The sequence below is a fragment of the Halorubrum rubrum genome (assembly GCF_024494685.1).
Classification (GTDB): domain Archaea; phylum Halobacteriota; class Halobacteria; order Halobacteriales; family Haloferacaceae; genus Halorubrum; species Halorubrum rubrum.
The window spans coordinates 71,283-87,462 of sequence record NZ_JANHDM010000001.1 but is presented as its reverse complement, the minus strand read 5'-3'; the positions used below and the strand labels follow the sequence as shown (position 1 = coordinate 87,462).

Genomic DNA, 16,180 nt, shown 5'->3' with positions numbered 1-16,180 from the left:
ACCCGTCGTTTTCACCCCGCTACACGGTATTCTAGCCTTGGTGAAAGCTCCCGCTACTGATGGATTCGGCGTTCACTCGGGAAAATAAAAATCCGACTTCGGGTTTTTGATCGGTGAGGCACTTTTGAGTTTGACAATTTTCGCAGGGCTCCGATCGCGAACGATGACGACATCGTAGGCGTCATCTGTAGCAACGGTTGACCCTACGCTACCCACCGCTGAAACGATAGCACCGGCATTCTCACTGCCGAGAAAGACCATCGAGGCGTCCTCTTCCCGTGCCACCTTTCGCAGACGTTTCGCTATCGAGCCAGACCGAGCATAGCGATCTACGACTGTATGTCGGAAATCGGCACTCGGACATAGGTCGGTCACCTGCTCGTGTAACGTTGCCACGACGGATCTCATATCAAACTCTTCATCCGGCCCGATCCAGCCGTTCTCTCTCGCATAGTCCGCGTTTCCCTTTGGAATCACGCTTACGGCCAGTACGACTTCGTCGAATACGTTCCCGAACTCAGTTGCGCGGACCAGTGCCGCTTCAGCGAGGACGGACCCATCGAACGGAACGACCAGCGTCATACCCTAACTTTTCGTACGATACACAAAGTTGCCTAGGGTCGTCTCCGTGGGAGTCCGGATTCCGGCCGGTTCGATTCGACGTTTTATCCGTTACCGCGATCATTGGCACCGTAGTCAATGTCGCCTGATCCAGGAGCGAACTCGAACATCGGGGGACTGATCAAAAGTTCGCCGGATGCGATCGTGATCGCCAACCCCGAGACGAAAGCGATCGTCGAGGTGAACCGATCGGCTGAAGAGTTCTTCGGCTACACGCAAGCGGAGTTACGCTCAATGGACGTGCTTGGTCTCCATCCTGCCGACGAACGAGAGCGGTACGAACGCCTCTTCGAAACGCATTTTCGGGAGCAACCGGCAGTCATCTCACAGTTCGACGATGGATCTCCGGTGTTCGCAGTCACGGCCACCGACGACCAGATCCCCGTCGAGATTAATGCGTGGGCCATCGGAAACGCGGAGCAGGATCAGCCGCTCTTCCACGGCGTGTTCCGGGACGTCTCGGAACGACTCCGGCGGCAACGGAAACTCCAGCGCCAGAACGAGCAACTCGATGAGTTCGCGAGCGTCATCTCACACGATCTGCGGAACCCACTGAACGTCGCGCAAGGTCGCGGAGCGCTCCTCGAACAGGAGTGCGAGAGCGAACACATCGACCCGCTACAGAGCGCATTGAGCCGAATGGAGGAGATCGTTGAAGACACGCTGACGCTCGCTCGCAACGGCCAACGAGTCGGCAAGACGGAACCGGTCAGCCTCGTGAGCGCGATCGGCAAGTGTTGGGAGCTGGTTGCTACGTCTGCGGCCACGTTGGAGATCGAAGACGACATCACGATCCGGGCGGATCCGGACCGCGTCCGACACATCTGTGAGAACCTGCTTCGCAATTCCGTCGAACACGGCGGGGACGACGTCATCGTTCGGATCGGTCAGGCAGACGAAGCGACGATCTACTTTGAGGATGATGGACCGGGCATTCCCGAAGACGAACGCGACTTGGTTTTTGATCCTGGGTACTCGTCCGCGTCCGACGGAACCGGATTCGGATTGGCTATCGTTCAGCGGATCGCTGAAGCACACGGATGGGACATCACGCTAACCCAAAGCGAGTCCGGTGGGGTGCGATTCGAGCTTTCCGACGTCGAAATCCTGTGAGGAGTACGTGATGACCGGCTCCACCGTGGTCTCGTCACCTCGTCATCGGACGCGCTCGAACAACGCTTTTTGGCTCCGACCGCGTCTTCGAGACTATCGGAACCGATGGACCTCACCACGGAGGACGTCCGGGAGCGGTGTACCGACGCCGTCTTCGAGCGCGGCCGGGAGTACCTCGACGGCGGCCGGATCGCTCGCCAGTCGCGTTTCGACGACGAGATCCGGGCGGCGGTGCGCGGCAGCCGGCTCTACGAGGTCCACGTCGACCGCTCGGCGCCGGATCTCGAGACGCGATGTGACTGTCCGTACGACGGTCCGGGCGCGTGTAAACACGTCGTCGCCGTCCTCTTGTGTTCGATCGAGGACCCGCCGCCCGACGAGAGCGACCGGATCGACGACCTCCTCGAGGACGCCACGGCCGACGAACTCCGGGCGTTCCTACGCGAGGAGTGTTCGTCAGACACCGACCTCCGAGACCGCCTTCTCGCCCGGTTCGGGGCGTCGACGACGCGGTCGGTCGAGGGGATCCGCGCGGAGATCGACGGCCTGTTCGGGGAGACGAACCCCGAGTACGCGGTCGTCTTCGAACCGATCGACTTCCGCGAGTACTTCGATCTCGCGGCGACGTACCGCGATCGGGGGCAGTACGAGTCGGCGGCGACGATCTATCGCGGGCTCGTCGAGGCGCTCGACGACGACATGGAGCTGGTCGACGGCGCGTACGATCACTTCTCGGGAGCCTTCGCCGACGCGCTCGACGGCTACGTCGACTGCGCGTCGGCCGCCAAACTCGACTCCAACGAGGTCGACCGACGCGTCGGGTTCCTCGCGGAGCGTGCCGTCTCCGGGACGCCGTTTCTCCGCGACCACTTCGAGCGGGCCGCCGCCGAACTGCGCGAGCGAACGCGCTGACGCCGTCTTCGCGACAGCACCCCATGAGCATCGTTCACGTCCCTCCGGCGAATATAAACGTCGACGCCGCGTACGCTCCGTCCCGACGAACCCATGATGCTCCCGACACACGCGATGGTGGGCTTGGCGATCGCAGCCCCGCTCGTCTCGATCGCCCCCGAGATCGCTCCCGCCGCGCTCGCCGGCGCGCTCGCCGGGAGCGTCGCTCCCGACCTCGACCTGTATTCGGGCCATCGCCGTACGCTTCACTACCCGACCGTGTACGCCCTCCTCGCGATCCCGGCGGTCGTCGCCGCGGCGGTCGTTACCCTCCCGGCGACGGTCCTCCTCGCCGCGTTCCTCCTCGGCGCGACGGTCCACTGTCGGATGGACCGCTACGGCGGCGGGCTTGAGCTCCGTCCCTGGGAGGGAACCTCCGAGCGCGCGGTGTACGACCACGTCCGCGGCCACTGGCGGCAGCCGAAACGCTGGATCCGGTACGACGGCTCGCCGGGAGATCTGACGCTTCTCGCCGGGCTGTCGCTCCCGCTTCTCGTCGTCCTCGAGGGGCCCTTCCGGCTCGTCGCAGTCGCCGCGCTCGTCGTCGGCGTCGCCTACGTCGCGCTCCGGCGGCGGCTCGCCTCGCTCGCGCCGGTCGTCTTCGGGTACGCCCCCGAGGGGGTGGCTCGCTACGTCCCGGACCGATACCGACGGTAGCTTCGTCGGCTCGCGGTCCGACCCCCGACTCGCCCCGCGACGGTGGTCACAAACACTTTTCACCGCGTATTGGTAGGCTTTCACGTATATGAGCGAGACCCACGAGGCGATCCGCGTCCTCCACGTCGACGACGATCCGGGTCTCGCAGAGCTGATCGCGGAGTTCCTCGAACGCGAGGACGATCGGATCGAGGTCCGAACCGAACACGACGCCGAGGCCGGGCTGCGCGCGCTCGCTGACGCCGAGATCGACTGCGTCGTCTCCGACTACGACATGCCCGGCCGCGACGGGATCGCGTTCTTGCGGGCCGTCCGCGAGAAGCGTCCCGAGCTCCCGTTCGTCCTCTTCACGGGGAAGGGCAGCGAGGAGGTCGCGAGCGAGGCGATCTCCGCGGGCGTCACCGATTACCTCCAGAAGCGAGGCGGGAGCGAACAGTACACGCTTCTCGCGAACCGGATCCGGAACGCGGTCGACGCCGACCGCGCGCGCGAGCTGTTGGCCGAGCGGACCCGTCGCCTGGAGACGCTCATCGAGAACCTTCCGGGGATGATCTACCGGTGCCGCAACGAGCCGACGTGGCCGATGGAGACCGTCAAGGGGGAAGTCGAGCCGCTCACCGGATACGACGCGGGAACGTTGGAGCGAAACCAGGTGGCGTGGGGCGAGGAGATCATCCATCCGGACGATCGGGAGGACGCCTGGGCCGCGGTCCAGGGGGCCCTCGAGACGGACGGCACCTTCGAGGTCACCTATCGGATCCGCACGAAGGGAGGGGAGACGAAGTGGCTCTGGGAGCGCGGGCGCGCCGTCTCCGACGACGGCGAGATCGAAGTGCTCGAGGGGTTCATCACGGACATCACGGACCGAAAGGAGCGCGAACGGCGGCTCGAGCGGACCACGACCCGGCTCGAGGCGCTCTTCGAGAACTCCCCGGACATGATCGACGTCCACGACGCCGAGGGAACGATCCTCGACGCGAATCCCCGACTGTGTGCCGAGACGGGCTACGACGAGTCGGAACTCGTAGGGATGAAAGTCTGGGAAATCGACGGCCGTCTCGACCCCGACGAGGCCCGAGAGATCTGGGCGGGAATGGACGTCGACGACCGGCTCGAGCTGGAAAGCGAGTTCGAACGCCGTGACGGGTCGACGTTCCCCGTCAGGGTCCACCTCCGGCGGCTCGAGGTCGACGGCAACGAACGCTTCTTGGCGAGCAGCCGGAACGTCACCGACCGCAGACGTCGGGAGCGGAAGCTCCAGGAGCTACGCGAGCGGACACAACAGCTCAACTACACGCGGACCGTCGAGGAGACGACACGGCTGGCGACGGAGGCGGCCGACGAGATCATCGGGGCTCCCTTGACGGGCGTTCACCTCCTGAACGAGGACGGTACGCGGCTCGAGCTGTCGGCGTTCGCGGAGGGGGTTCCGGAGCTGTTCGACGATCTCCCCGGCTACGAATCGGACGCGCCGAACGGGTCCCGTTCGCACCTCGTCTGGGAGGTGTTCCGCGAGTCGGAACCGATACATCTTCGCGAGGCCTCCTCGTCGTCCCGACTGACGGAGGAGACGCCGGCCGAGAGCGTCGTGTTGTATCCGATCGGCGACCGTGGCGTCTTCGTCATCTCCTCGGCCGAGCCGAACGCCTTTACCGAGACGGACGTGCTCCTCGTCGAGATCCTCGCGAACTACCTCGAGGCGGCACTCGACCGCGTCGCCCGCGAGGAGACGCTCCGAACGCGAGAGAACCGGCTCGAGCGACTCCACGACGCCACTCGAGATCTGATCCGCGCCGGGTCCAGAGAGGAGATCGCCGATCGAGTGATCGAGGCCGCCGAGGGGATCCTCGGGTTCACGGTCGCCGTGACACGACTCTACGACCCCGATCGGAACGGGCTCGTTCCCGTCGCGACCTCGGAGGCCGTACACGAGGTCGTCCCGGACCGCGAGGTGTTCACTCCCGACTCGGAGAGCCTCAACTGGGGGGCCTACGAGGCTGGAGAGGTCCGCGTGTACGACGACATCGAGGTCGAGCCGGACGCGCTCGACCAGGGAACCGGCCTGCGGAGCCTGATGATCCTGCCGATGGGCGAGCACGGAACCCTCTCGATCGGCGAATCGACGCCCGACGCCTTCGATCCGACCGACGAGTTCCTCGCACGGATCCTCTCGACGGCCGCCGAGACCGCGCTGGACGAGCGCGAGCGCGAGCGCGAACTCCGGCGCAGCCGGGACGAACTGAAACGTCAGAACGAGCGCCTCGCGGAGTTCGCCGACGTGGTGAGCCACGACCTCCGCAACCCGCTCACCGTCGCCGAGGGTCGGCTGCGACTCGTCGAGGAGGCGTGTGACAGCGAGCACCTCGAGGGCGTGGCTCGCGCGCACGACCGCATGAACGAGCTGATACAGGACCTCCTCACGCTGGCCCGCGAGGGCGACGCGCTCGGCGAACTCGAGCCCGTCGCCCTCGCGGACCTGCTCGAGGACTGTTGGGCCCACGTCGACCGACCGGCCGACGCGCGGATCCGCGTCGACGCCGATCGAACGGTTCGGGCGGACCGGACCCGTCTCCAACAGCTCTTCGAGAACCTCCTCCGAAACAGTGTCGAGCACGGTTCGACCGGCAGCCGGACGCAGTCCGACGACGCCGTGACGATCACGGTCGGCGAGACGCCGGACGGAAACGGGTTCTACGTCGAGGACGACGGCGCCGGCATTCCCCCTGACGCTCGCGATGACGTGTTCGATCCGGGGTACTCGACCGACGGGAACGGCACCGGCTTCGGGCTCAGCATCGTCAGGCAGGTCGTCGAGGCCCACGGATGGGACATCCGGGTCGTCGAGGGATCCGACGGCGGCGCGCGGTTCGAGGTCACCGGCGTCGAGTTCGCGGACTGACCGGGCGAACGTGTTCGGGACCGGCGCCGGATCGCGACCGACCGCCGCCCTAGCGAACCACCGTCACCGACACGGGTGACCCTCGGAAGACGGTCTGAGCGACGTTCCCGACGAGCAGCCGGTCGACGAGCGACCCGTCGTGGGTCCCCACCACCACCGTATCGAACTCCTCGGCGCGCTCGACGATCCGCTTTCCTGGTCGCCCTACCGCCACCTCGACGTCGACCTCCTCGTCGTACTCGGCCGCGATCTCCCGCGCCCGGTCGATCACGTCCTCGGCCTGATCGCGGATCTCGCCCTCGAGGTCCTCGGAGAGCGCCATCCCCGCGGCCTCGCCCATCATCGAGGAGGGTTCGCCGGTGACGTGGAGGACCACGATCTCCGCGTCCCCGTGGACGTCGAGCGCGTATCGGAGCGCCCGCTCGGCCACCTCGGACCCGTCCATCGCCACGAGCACGCGTGCTATCATGACGCAGGGTACGTGACGCGACCGGATAAATCCCGACCCGTCGCCCTTTTACTCCCCTCGGGACTACTCGCGGACGTGACTCACCGGGGTGACCGCGACCGTGTCGGCGAACCGTAAGGGCGACCGCCGCGAGCGCGAACTGGTCAACGCGCTGGACGAGAAGGGGTTCGCCGTGATGCGCGCGCCGGCCAGCGGCTCGGCGACGGAGCGGGAGCTGCCCGACGTGCTCGCGGGCGACGGCGATACCTTCTACGCGATCGAGGCGAAGTCCAGCGCGGGCGACCCGATCTACCTCTCCGGCGAGGAGGTGGAGGCGCTGCTGTTCTTCGCGCGCAACTTCGGCGCGAAGGCCCGCATCGCGGTCCGGTTCGACCGCGAGGACTGGTACTTCTTCCATCCGGGCGACCTCTACACGACCGACGCCGGATCCTACCGCGTGAAAAAGGAGACGGCGCTCGCCGAGGGCATCGACTTCCCCGAGTTCGTCGGCGAGACCGAGAAGGTGACCCTCGCGGAGGTCGCGACCGACCCCGACGAGGAGCGTCGGGAGGTCCTCGAGGCCGTCCGGGACGGCCACATGCCGGTCGAGGACGCCCTCGACGTGTTGTGACCGGCCATTGACGTACTGCGGTGGGCGCGCCTCCGAGCGGGCCATCGGCTCGCGAGGAGCCCGCGAGGGACGCGGTGAGCGGTGAAACCGCGAACCGCGAGGCTGGGGAGGCGCGAGGTGCGGTGCTGTCGGTGGGGGCTTCGGCGAGATTCTCCCTACGCACGTCCTCCCGCCGGGCTCAGTCCTCACGGGCGACGTCAACCGGCACCAGCCGCGAGGCCGGAAACCCGTACCGTCTGGCGTCGTCGATCCCGTGGGCGGGCCCGAGCGACTCCGCGTACACCGCCTCGACGACGGGCTCGTGCGCCCCGTAGGCCGCGTTGGTCGGGTACGCCTCGATCGTCCGCCCCTCGTCGGTCCGGTACTCGTCGGCGCGCCGGGCCGTGACGCGGGTGACGACGAGCAGCTTCCCCGTCTCGCGGTCGTACACGGCGTCGCCGCGCTCGAAGTCGTGTCGCTCGCACAGCCGCGGCCCGGACGCCGCGAACGGGACGAACGTCTCGACCCCGCAGACCGCACAGACGCCGACGCGCTCGTCCGGGGCGGGGATTCGTCCCTCCGTCACCTCGATGGCGACGCGCCGGAGGTGTTTACACCGCTCCCCGCGGATCTCGTGGTCCGGACAGCTACAGGTCCCGGCGTCGAGCGCGACGACGTAGGTCCCCCCGTCCGTCTCGACGACGTACCGGCGGTCCCGGAGCGGGCGCACCGTCATCGGCTCCCGTTTCGCCCGCTCGGACCGGCCGTCCTCGCGATTCCGGTCGTCGCGGTCCGTGTCGTCCTCGCCGGTCGGGTCGTCCCCATCGCCGGAGTTCGCGTCGTCGCGATCCGGGTCGCGGTCCCCGCGGTTCCCGTCGTTTCCGCCGCCGCTTCCACCGCCGTGCTCGCCGACCGCGAACGACGCCGGCGGGATCCGTCTGTGAGTCATGGCGTTCGCCGGGACGCGCCCGGTTCGCCCCGACGTACGGGCGCTTCGGGCTTAACGTGTCGGCCATCGCCGGTCGGCACCCCGTCGACCGTCGTCGATCGGTGGGATCTCCCTGTCCGCGGGCGGGATCGCGACCCGTCCATCGAAGTCCTTTTTTAGTGCCGACGGGAACCGGAGGCATGGAAATCGATGCGGAGCTGCGTCGACAGATCACCGTCTCGCTCGCGGCTGCGGCGGTGTTCGTCGCCGGACTGGTCGCCATCGGCGTCACGTTCGACGGCTCCTCGCTTCCCGAATCCGGCGCGATCGCGCTGGTCGGGCTTCTCACGGGATTCGTGTTGCTGATGGCACTGGTCGGCGCGTACCTCATCCGCTCGAACGGTTCCGACGCCTGAGCGGCCGACGACCTCACTTCTCGACGGGTTCTCCCTCATCGACACTCGCCCTGCCGTCGGCGTCAGCCGCCCTGCCGTCGGCGTCAGCCGCCCTGCCGTCGGCGTCGCCCGCCCCGCCTCCGCGCTCTCCCTCGTCGCGCCCCTCCCGCCAGTCGACGATCTCGTCGCCGTCGACGTCGTTTACCCGCGTCTCGTAGTACGAGAGGGGGTCGGCGGCGACGCGCATGTGGTCCGCCTCGTTGTGACAGATCCCGTAGTTCGAGAGCGTCTCGCACGTCGGCGGCGGGTACTGCGTCCCGCGGTCGTCCGCGAGGTACTCCGTCTGATACCGGATCCCCTCGGCGTCGAGGCTCGTGTCCGCACAGAAGGCGACCACCTCGTCGGGCGACATCCCGATCCCGACGAGAAACGCCATCAGCGCGAAGCTCTCCGGACCCGACAGCTCGACGCCGCGTTCGGCCTTCTCGATCAGGTTCTCCATACACGGCGGGAACAGATCGGGCGCGACGACGTCGATCGGACCGGCGTAGGTGCGCTCGGAGAGCAGCCGTTTCAGCTCCGACACGCGCGACTCCAACTCCGCCGCGATCCCCTCGCCGGTCTCCAGATCGAAGGGAAGCCCCTCTCGGACCCGCGCCTCGATCGCGGACCCGAGCGCCTCAAGCAGCTCCTCGCGCGTGATCCGCACTGCCCCGTTCGCGAGCGCCCGGTTGACGAGCCGCCACGAGTCGCCCCACGACGGCGAACTCAACCGGAGGTAGGGGCCGACGTCGATCCGGTAGTGGCTCGGATCGCGGCTCCCACGAACCGGCTCGGCGCGGACGGCGTCCGACAGGTCGAACTCGCCGAGTACGTCGTCGAGGTCGACGGTCGGGGTCGGCGTCGATCTGAGCTCGTCGTCGCGCTCGAGGTCCGCCCGGAGCCGGGAGAGCGCGGTCGCCGCCTCCGCGGCCGCGTACTTCTCGACGGCGGGCTCGGAGTCGAGAAGCGAGACGAGGATCCGCGCGATCGGGTACGAGAGCAGCTCCGCGCGGGCGTCGTGGTCGACGGCCGACCCGCCGAACGCGCCCGCCTCGGGCTCGACCGTGCCCTCGAGTAACGCCCGCTCGACGCGCTCACGGGCCCGGTCGACCGCCGGCGCGTCGGCGGCGACGAGCTCCGGCAGCGACGCCGACGCCCCGGCGACGGCGTCGCGGGCCCCCTCGAAGAACGGGTACTTGGCGTGGAGCGCGTCCATGTCCGGCCCGAGGTAGAGAGCCGCGGCGAATAAGCGGTGCGGTCCGGGATGCGGGGGTGCCGCCGACTCACTCGGTCAGCCCGTAGCCGCGTTTGAACAGCAGCACGTCGATCCCGACCGCCGCCGCGGTCATCCCGGCGAGCACGACGAGCGAGAGCCGGGGGTCGACCTCCGCGACGCCGAGGAAGCCGTATCGGACGCCGTTGACCATGTACACCATCGGGTTGAGAAGCGAGATATCACGCAGGAGGGGCGTGAGGTCCTCGAGCGAGTAGAACACCGCGCCGAAGAAGACGAGCGGCCGGAGGATGAACTGGTTCATCACGGTGAGGTCGTCGAAGTCGCTGGCGGCGAGCCCGCCGATCACGCCGAGGCTGGCGAAGAGCAGCGTGATGACGAGCAGGAACGCGAGCAGGTACAGCGGCTCCTCGATCGGAACGGGTCGGAACAGCGCGGTGACGATCGTCCACCCGATCGCGGCGATGAGCCCGCCGACGAGGACCCCGCGGGTCGCGGCCGCGAGGACGTACGCGCCCACCATCCCCGCGTACGACAGCGGCGAGGTGAGCACCTCGTGGATGTACTCGTTCCAGCGCCCGTGGAAGATGGAGAAGGAGGCGTTCTCGAAGCTGTTCGACACCGCGCCGAGCACCACCAGTCCGGGCAGGATGAAGAGGATGTACGGCACGCCCGTGATCGTCCCGACGCGCTCGCCGAGGATGACGCCGAACACGGAGAAGTACAGCACGTTGGTGATAAAGGGCGGCGCGAACGTGTTGCTCGGCCGCCGCAGGAACCGCAGGACCTCCCGTTTGGTGAGCGTGAGGAAGCCGGTGAGGTCGACGGCTCCGGCGTCGCCGCTCATCGGGAGCCCTCCCCACAGCCGGCCGCGGCGGTCTCGACGCGCGCGTCGGCGGCGTCCTCGGCATCGTCGGCGAGTCCGTCGGGTTCCTCCCCGTCCGCGCTTTCGTTCTCCTCGCCGTGGCGAGTCATGTCCACGAACACCTCCTCGAGGGAGGTCCGTTTGATCTCCATGTCGAGGATCTCGTGACCCGCGCGGTCGAGTTCGCGGACGAGGTCGGGCGCGACCAGCCCGCCCTGCCGGGCGGTGACGACGAGGCGGTCCTCCTCGAGATCGGCGTCCTCGATCCGGTCGTCGACCGGGAGGGTCTCCGAGAGCGCGCCCGCGGACGCCGGCGGGTCCCGGAGCGTGACGACGACCCGGTCGGTCCCGCGGTCCATCAGTTCCGCCGGGGAGGCGACGGTGACGACCCGCCCTCGGTCGAGAATGGCGACCTCGTCACAGAGCCGCTCCGCCTCCTCGATGTAGTGGGTGGTGAGGAGCACGGTCGTTCCCTCCTCGTTCAGCTCCGTAACGAGGTCCCACAGGTCGCGGCGCAGCTGGACGTCGACGCCGGCGGAGGGCTCGTCGAGGATCAGGAGATCGGGGTCGGTGACGAGCGCCCGCGCCAACATGAACCGGCGTTTCATCCCGCCGGAGAGCCAGTCGAAGCGGGTGTCGCGCTTGTCGTAGATCCCGACCTGCTTGAGCGCACGCTCGGCGCGCTCGGCCGCCACGTCCCGCGGGACGCCGTGGTACCCCGCCTTGTGCTCTAACACCTCGTGGATCGGAAAGAAGCGGTCGACGTTGAACTCCTGTGGGGCGAGCCCGATTCGGTCGCGCGCCTCCCGATAGTCCGCCTCGACGTCGTGGCCGAAGACCCGCGCGTCGCCGCCGGAGGCGCGTACGAGCCCGACGAGGACGTTGATGAACGTCGTCTTCCCCGCCCCGTTGGGGCCGAGCAGCCCGAAGAAGGACCCCTCGGGAACGGTCAGCGACACCCCCTTCAGGGCGTCGAGGCCCCCGTAGCTCTTCTGAAGGTTCTCGACCTCCAGTGCGTTCGTCATGCGAGGAGGGTGGCCGGCCGACGGGTTAAACGACTCCGTTCGGCTCCGCGGCGACTCGCCGGCGTTCCCTACCCGTCGACCTCCTCGACCGCCGCGCCCGGTACGTTCTCCTTCACGCTGTGGAGGCCGTTGACCGCGTTCCGCTTGGAGGCGTACCCCTGTCCGCCGTCTGCGATCACGTTGCCGTTGTCGTGGACGAGCCGCCAGCGCCGCTTGCCCCCCTTGTCCTCGAACACCTCGAAGATCGCGTTGCTGCCGCTCTCCTCGGGCGGTTCCTCCACGCGTTTCAGGTCGACGACGTGCGCGCCCGGCGCGTTCCGTTTCACGGACTCGATGCCGTTCTCGGCGTCCCGCCGGTCCGAGTACCCCTCGCCGCCGTCGGCGATGATGTTGCCGTTGTCGTGGACGAGCCGCCAGCGCCAGTCGTCCGCGGCGTCCGTGTACACCTCGAACGTCGCCTTGCTCGCGGCGGCGTCGGTGTCGACGTCGCCCTCCGCTTCGACCCACTCCATCTGGAGGTCGAGACTGACCGTGTCGCCATCGCGTTCGACCTCGACCTCCAGGTCGGGCTCGGCCGGCGGGTCGACGGTGACCGTGCCGGCGTCGTCGACGGGAACCGGCTCGCCGCGGCCGAGCGCCCTCGCGATCCGGCGGAAGTAGGTGGCGAGCGCCTGTCGGCTGCGCGACCGTTCGGACTCGTGGACCGTCTCCTCGCTCTCTTCGGACATACACGGTCCCGTCTCCGCGAGCACACAAAACGCTATGGCCGGGACGGGATCGACGCGGGCGGCCCGCGATCGGGACGGTCGGGACCGTCGAGTCGGTCGGGACGGTCACGGGGCGGCCGTGGCCGCCACCACGAGCGATCGAGATCACCGACGAGAAACACGGGGGAGAAACACGGGACGATCACGACCGACGCCGTCGACGCGGAGACCGCCTCCGCCCCGCTCCGCCTTCGGCTCGCCCCGCTCCGTCTCCGGCTCGCCCCGCTCCGTCTCCGCCTCCGCCCCACACCTCGCGCCTCCCCAGCCTCGACGGACGCGCCGGCACGGAGACCGCGACGCGGTCGCGCCGACGCGCCGTCTCCCTCGCGCGGACGGTTCGCGCCCGTCGGGCGCTCACCGGCGCACGCCTCCGCGGAGTACCGACACCGCCGCAGTCGGGTATCGGTTCGCGGGTCGGATCCACGCCTCTCCGTCCGGCCTCACTCTCGCTCGGCGACGATCGTCTCGCCCGCGCGGACGGCGTCGCCCTCGCGCACGAGGAGGTCCTCGCGGTCGACGTCCGCCGGCAACACCACGTCGGCGCGCGAGCCGAAGGAGACGTGGCCGACGCGGTCGCCCCGCCCGACGCGGTCGCCGGGTTCGACCGAGGGGTGGATCCGGCGGGCGAACCAGCCGGCGATGACGAGCAGCTCGTACTCGCCGAAGTCGATCGCGACCTGCTCGTTGCGCTCGGACTCCTTGTCGAACGCCGGGCGGTTCGCGCCGGGGCGGTGCCGCACCTCCCGCACCTGCCCGGCGATCGGCGCGCGGTTGACGTGGACGTCGGCCGCGCTCATGTACACCCCGACGCGGAGCCGTGTCCCCTCCTCGCGCACGACGCTCACGGTGCCGTCGGCGGGCGAGACGACCGCCCCCTCCGGGTCCGGCGGCGTCCGCTCCGGGTCGCGATGGAACCAGAGGACGCCGAGTGTGACCGCGACCAGCCCGAATCCGACCGGCGGGAGGAAGGGGAGGGTGACGGCCGCCGCGAGCGCGGGGACGAGCGCCAGCCGCCAGGCGTCGTCGACCACGTCGAACGGGAGGAATCGCGCGAGCGGGGGGTTCCGGCTCACGGCTCGGCCTCCGCGGGTTCGGGTTCGTGGAACGCGGCGCGGAGGTCCGTTCGTCCGGCCGCCCACGCCGCGAGCAGGTGGGTGAGGTGGAGCCGGTCGTCGAGCCCCTCGGTCAGCGCCAGGTCCGCCTCGCCGGCGAGCTTGTGAAGCCGCGCGAGGTCGTCGCCGCCGTACGCCGAGCCCGCCCGCGCGACCCGCAGCGTCTCGCGGAGCAGCCCCTGGCCGTCGTACCCCCCCTCGTCGAGGAGGTCGTCGAGGGCGCTCCGGGCGTCCTTCAACTCCCCCTCGCGGGCGGCCGCGAGCGCCTCGCGGATCGCGTCGTCGTCGCCGACGTCTCCCAGCGTCTCGTAGGCGGTCGTCATGGTGATCTCTCCGCCCTCCACGGCGGTCGTCTGCGCCGCGAGGATCGCGCGTCTGAGGTCGCCGCCGGCCGCGCTGGCGACGAACTCCAGCCCGTCGGCGTCGTACTCGACGCCCTCGCGGTCGCAGATCGTCTGGAGCACGTCGATGGTCTCGTCGGTCGTCGGCGCGCGCAGCCGGATCGGGAAACAGCGCGACCGGATCGGCGCGATGAGCTTCGAGGGCTGACGGGTGGCGACCACGAACTGGGTCGTGCGGTGGTGTTTCTCCATCACCCGCCGGAGCGCCTGCTGGAAGTCCTCACGGATCGACTCGGCGTTGTCGAGAAGCACCGTCTTGTACTCGCCCGACATCGGCGCGTAGGAGGCCGACTCGGTGAGGACGTGGTTTATCATGTCGCGTTTCGCCATCCGGCTTCTCCCCTGGAGAAAGCCCTCGAAGCGGGGATCCGTCCGGATCTCCTTTTTCGTCCGGCCGAAGAAGTCCGCGACGTTGATCTCGATCAGGTCGCTCTCGTGGTCGGCGTGCGACTCCCGCGCCAGTGCCCGCGTCGCGGCCGTCTTCCCGGCTCCCGGCGGCCCCTGAACGACGAGGTTCATCGGCTCGTCGACCGCCCGCCCGAGCCGCTCGCGGGCCTCGTCTTGCCGGATCTCGTCGAGCGCCGGCGCGTGCGCGTCGATCCAAAGCGGTCCGTCCATTACCCCACTCTCCGGGGCGCGCGCTCAAGAAACGGTCGGTCCCGTCGGCCCCGATGGAACGCGGAACTCCGGTCGGATCGATCCTCGGCGTCCACCCGACTCACTCCCGGACGCGCTCGAGCTCGCGCTCGACGGTCCCGCGGATCCGGGCGGCCACGTCGCGGTCACGCTCCGCGACCTCCGCGCCCTCCGTTTCGAGCAGCCGGTCCAGCTTCCGCTCGAACTCGCGCTCGTCGATCTCGCCGCGAGCGTAGCGCTCGCGTAGCGCGTCGAGCGCGGGGTCGGTTTCGGCCCCCCGATCGCCGCCCCCGTCGTCCGGCGACGGCAGCGGCTTCGCGAGGGTGTGGAGCACGGGGAGGACGACGAACAGGCCGAGGAACCAGACGAGCGGCAGCGTCCACCAGAGGTTCGTGAGGAAGGGCGCGAGCACGCCCGCGCCGACGACGCAGAGCGCGAACACCCGCCGCCAGCGGTACCGGAGGTTCCAGGCGGCGCGTCGGAGGGGACCGGTCATACGGGGTCGCACGCGAGCGAGGCGTGAAAGCGTTTCGTCGGTGCGTTCGGGGGGGCACCAGGAGTCGAGAGTCGTGAATCGAGCGTCAGGCGAGATCGAACTGGAGCTCGTCGCCCGGCTCGACCCCGTTGTCGGCGCTCCATCCCCTCGGGACCTCGAGGACGTACGTTCCGGTCCCCTCGTAGGTCGTGAGCGGGCGCGACTCGGGTTCCGCCTCGCGGATCGAGGTGATCTCTCCGTCCTCGGCGACGAACACCATGTCGATGGCGAAGGCCATGTCGCGCATCACGTAGCCGTGCTCGCCGGACTCGGGGTGGACGAACAGCATTCCCTCGTCGTCGTCGAGCTCGTCGGTCGCCGAGAGGCCGACGTAGCGTTTCATCGGGCCGTCGGCGACCCGTGCCTCGACGGTCGCGAGCCTCTCGCCCGTCTCGGCGTCGACCGCCTCCACCGTGGTCGTGTCGTACTCGGAGATCAGGATCGTCGGGGCGGTGGCGACCACGAGCGCGGCGAGGACGAAGACGACGATGGCGGCGGTGGTCAGCGCGGGAAAGCGACGGTTCACGGCCGAGGTTCGCAACCGAGACAGAAACCGTTTTCCGCTCGCGGCGGCTGCCTCCGACGAGGGCTCGTGGTCTAGCTGGTTATGACGCGGCCTTTACAAGGCTGAGGTCGGCGGTTCGAACCCGCCCGAGCCCATTTCTGGGACGAACGAAGTGAGTCACAGAAATGTATGCGAGGCGGGTTCGAACCAGGGAGCGGGAGGTGAGCGGGAGGTGAGCGAGCCTCGCGAGCGAACGGAAGCGACCGTGGTTCGAACCCGCCCTAATACGTCCGTTCCGAGAGAAGTCGAGTCGATACGTCCGATCTCGTTTCCGATGTAGTGGACATCAGCAAAGCCCCAGTCGCTCGGTACTCGGTCGTCGTCGACACGGTGAACGTCTCCAAAGCCCCAGTCGCTCGGTACTCGGTCGTCGTCG

General features: G+C 68.7%; 17 protein-coding genes and 1 tRNA gene. 7 read left to right on the top strand and 11 right to left on the bottom strand.

The window, feature by feature from the left end:
* Positions 1-72: 72 nt before the first annotated feature.
* Positions 73-582, bottom strand: a complete 510-nt coding sequence (locus NO889_RS00430) for a universal stress protein (RefSeq protein ID WP_256410286.1) — start codon at positions 580-582, stop codon at positions 73-75.
* 117 nt (positions 583-699) lie between these two features.
* Here NO889_RS00430 and NO889_RS00425 point away from each other — a divergent pair, with 117 nt between their 5' ends.
* From NO889_RS00425 to NO889_RS00410, 4 genes are all read left to right on the top strand, one after another.
* Positions 700-1,734, top strand: coding sequence for a sensor histidine kinase (locus tag NO889_RS00425; RefSeq protein ID WP_256410285.1), 1,035 nt, complete (start codon positions 700-702; stop codon positions 1,732-1,734).
* Positions 1,735-1,839: 105 nt separating this feature from the next.
* Positions 1,840-2,646, top strand: coding sequence for an SWIM zinc finger family protein (locus tag NO889_RS00420; RefSeq protein ID WP_256410284.1), 807 nt, complete (start codon positions 1,840-1,842; stop codon positions 2,644-2,646).
* A 93-nt stretch (positions 2,647-2,739) separates the two neighbouring features.
* Positions 2,740-3,342 carry a metal-dependent hydrolase gene (locus NO889_RS00415; RefSeq protein WP_321169277.1) on the top strand — a complete coding sequence of 201 codons (603 nt, stop codon included), beginning with the start codon at positions 2,740-2,742 and terminating at the stop codon, positions 3,340-3,342.
* 88 nt (positions 3,343-3,430) lie between these two features.
* Entirely contained in the window at positions 3,431-6,241 is a 2,811-nt protein-coding gene (locus tag NO889_RS00410; protein ID WP_256410283.1) for a hybrid sensor histidine kinase/response regulator, read from the top strand.
* Positions 6,242-6,290: 49 nt separating this feature from the next.
* On the opposite strand, the gene NO889_RS00405 is transcribed toward NO889_RS00410, so the two are convergent.
* On the bottom strand, positions 6,291-6,710 hold the full coding sequence (locus tag NO889_RS00405) for a universal stress protein (protein WP_256410282.1): 420 nt from the start codon (positions 6,708-6,710) through the stop codon (positions 6,291-6,293).
* A gap of 88 nt (positions 6,711-6,798) precedes the next feature.
* On the opposite strand from NO889_RS00405, the gene hjc reads away from it, so the two are divergent.
* On the top strand, positions 6,799-7,320 hold the full coding sequence (gene hjc, locus NO889_RS00400; RefSeq protein ID WP_321169276.1) for a Holliday junction resolvase Hjc: 522 nt from the start codon (positions 6,799-6,801) through the stop codon (positions 7,318-7,320).
* Positions 7,321-7,498: 178 nt separating this feature from the next.
* Here hjc and NO889_RS00395 read toward each other — a convergent pair whose 3' ends face one another.
* On the bottom strand, positions 7,499-8,248 hold the full coding sequence (locus tag NO889_RS00395; protein WP_256410281.1) for an SWIM zinc finger family protein: 750 nt from the start codon (positions 8,246-8,248) through the stop codon (positions 7,499-7,501).
* Between the two features lie 179 nt (positions 8,249-8,427).
* On the opposite strand from NO889_RS00395, the gene NO889_RS00390 reads away from it, so the two are divergent.
* On the top strand, positions 8,428-8,643 hold the full coding sequence (locus tag NO889_RS00390; protein WP_256410280.1) for a DUF7472 family protein: 216 nt from the start codon (positions 8,428-8,430) through the stop codon (positions 8,641-8,643).
* 13 nt (positions 8,644-8,656) lie between these two features.
* Here the strand turns inward: NO889_RS00390 and NO889_RS00385 are convergent, their stop codons facing one another.
* The 8 genes from NO889_RS00385 to NO889_RS00350 form a co-directional block, all read right to left on the bottom strand.
* Entirely contained in the window at positions 8,657-9,880 is a 1,224-nt protein-coding gene (locus NO889_RS00385) for a DNA primase (RefSeq protein WP_256410279.1), read from the bottom strand.
* Between the two features lie 67 nt (positions 9,881-9,947).
* Positions 9,948-10,745, bottom strand: coding sequence for an ABC transporter permease (locus NO889_RS00380; RefSeq protein ID WP_256410278.1), 798 nt, complete (start codon positions 10,743-10,745; stop codon positions 9,948-9,950).
* Entirely contained in the window at positions 10,742-11,788 is a 1,047-nt protein-coding gene (locus NO889_RS00375; protein WP_256410277.1) for an ABC transporter ATP-binding protein, read from the bottom strand. Before NO889_RS00375 ends, NO889_RS00380 begins: the two co-directional genes overlap by 4 nt.
* Before the next feature lie 68 nt (positions 11,789-11,856).
* A complete protein-coding gene (locus NO889_RS00370; protein ID WP_256410276.1) occupies positions 11,857-12,516 on the bottom strand; it encodes an HVO_2922 family protein in 660 nt (219 codons plus the stop codon).
* A gap of 479 nt (positions 12,517-12,995) precedes the next feature.
* Positions 12,996-13,628, bottom strand: coding sequence for a protein sorting system archaetidylserine decarboxylase (locus NO889_RS00365; protein WP_256410275.1), 633 nt, complete (start codon positions 13,626-13,628; stop codon positions 12,996-12,998).
* Positions 13,625-14,686: an AAA family ATPase gene (locus tag NO889_RS00360; RefSeq protein WP_256410274.1), complete on the bottom strand. Its 1,062-nt coding sequence runs from the start codon at positions 14,684-14,686 to the stop codon at positions 13,625-13,627. Before NO889_RS00360 ends, NO889_RS00365 begins: the two co-directional genes overlap by 4 nt.
* Before the next feature lie 100 nt (positions 14,687-14,786).
* The gene (locus NO889_RS00355; RefSeq protein WP_256410273.1) at positions 14,787-15,200 is read right to left on the bottom strand and encodes an SHOCT domain-containing protein; all 414 of its coding nucleotides are present in this window, start codon (positions 15,198-15,200) and stop codon (positions 14,787-14,789) included.
* An 85-nt stretch (positions 15,201-15,285) separates the two neighbouring features.
* A complete protein-coding gene (locus NO889_RS00350) occupies positions 15,286-15,765 on the bottom strand; it encodes a DUF192 domain-containing protein (RefSeq protein ID WP_256410272.1) in 480 nt (159 codons plus the stop codon).
* A gap of 60 nt (positions 15,766-15,825) precedes the next feature.
* Here NO889_RS00350 and NO889_RS00345 point away from each other — a divergent pair.
* Positions 15,826-15,899 (top strand) — tRNA-Val (locus NO889_RS00345).
* Positions 15,900-16,180: the final 281 nt, after the last annotated feature.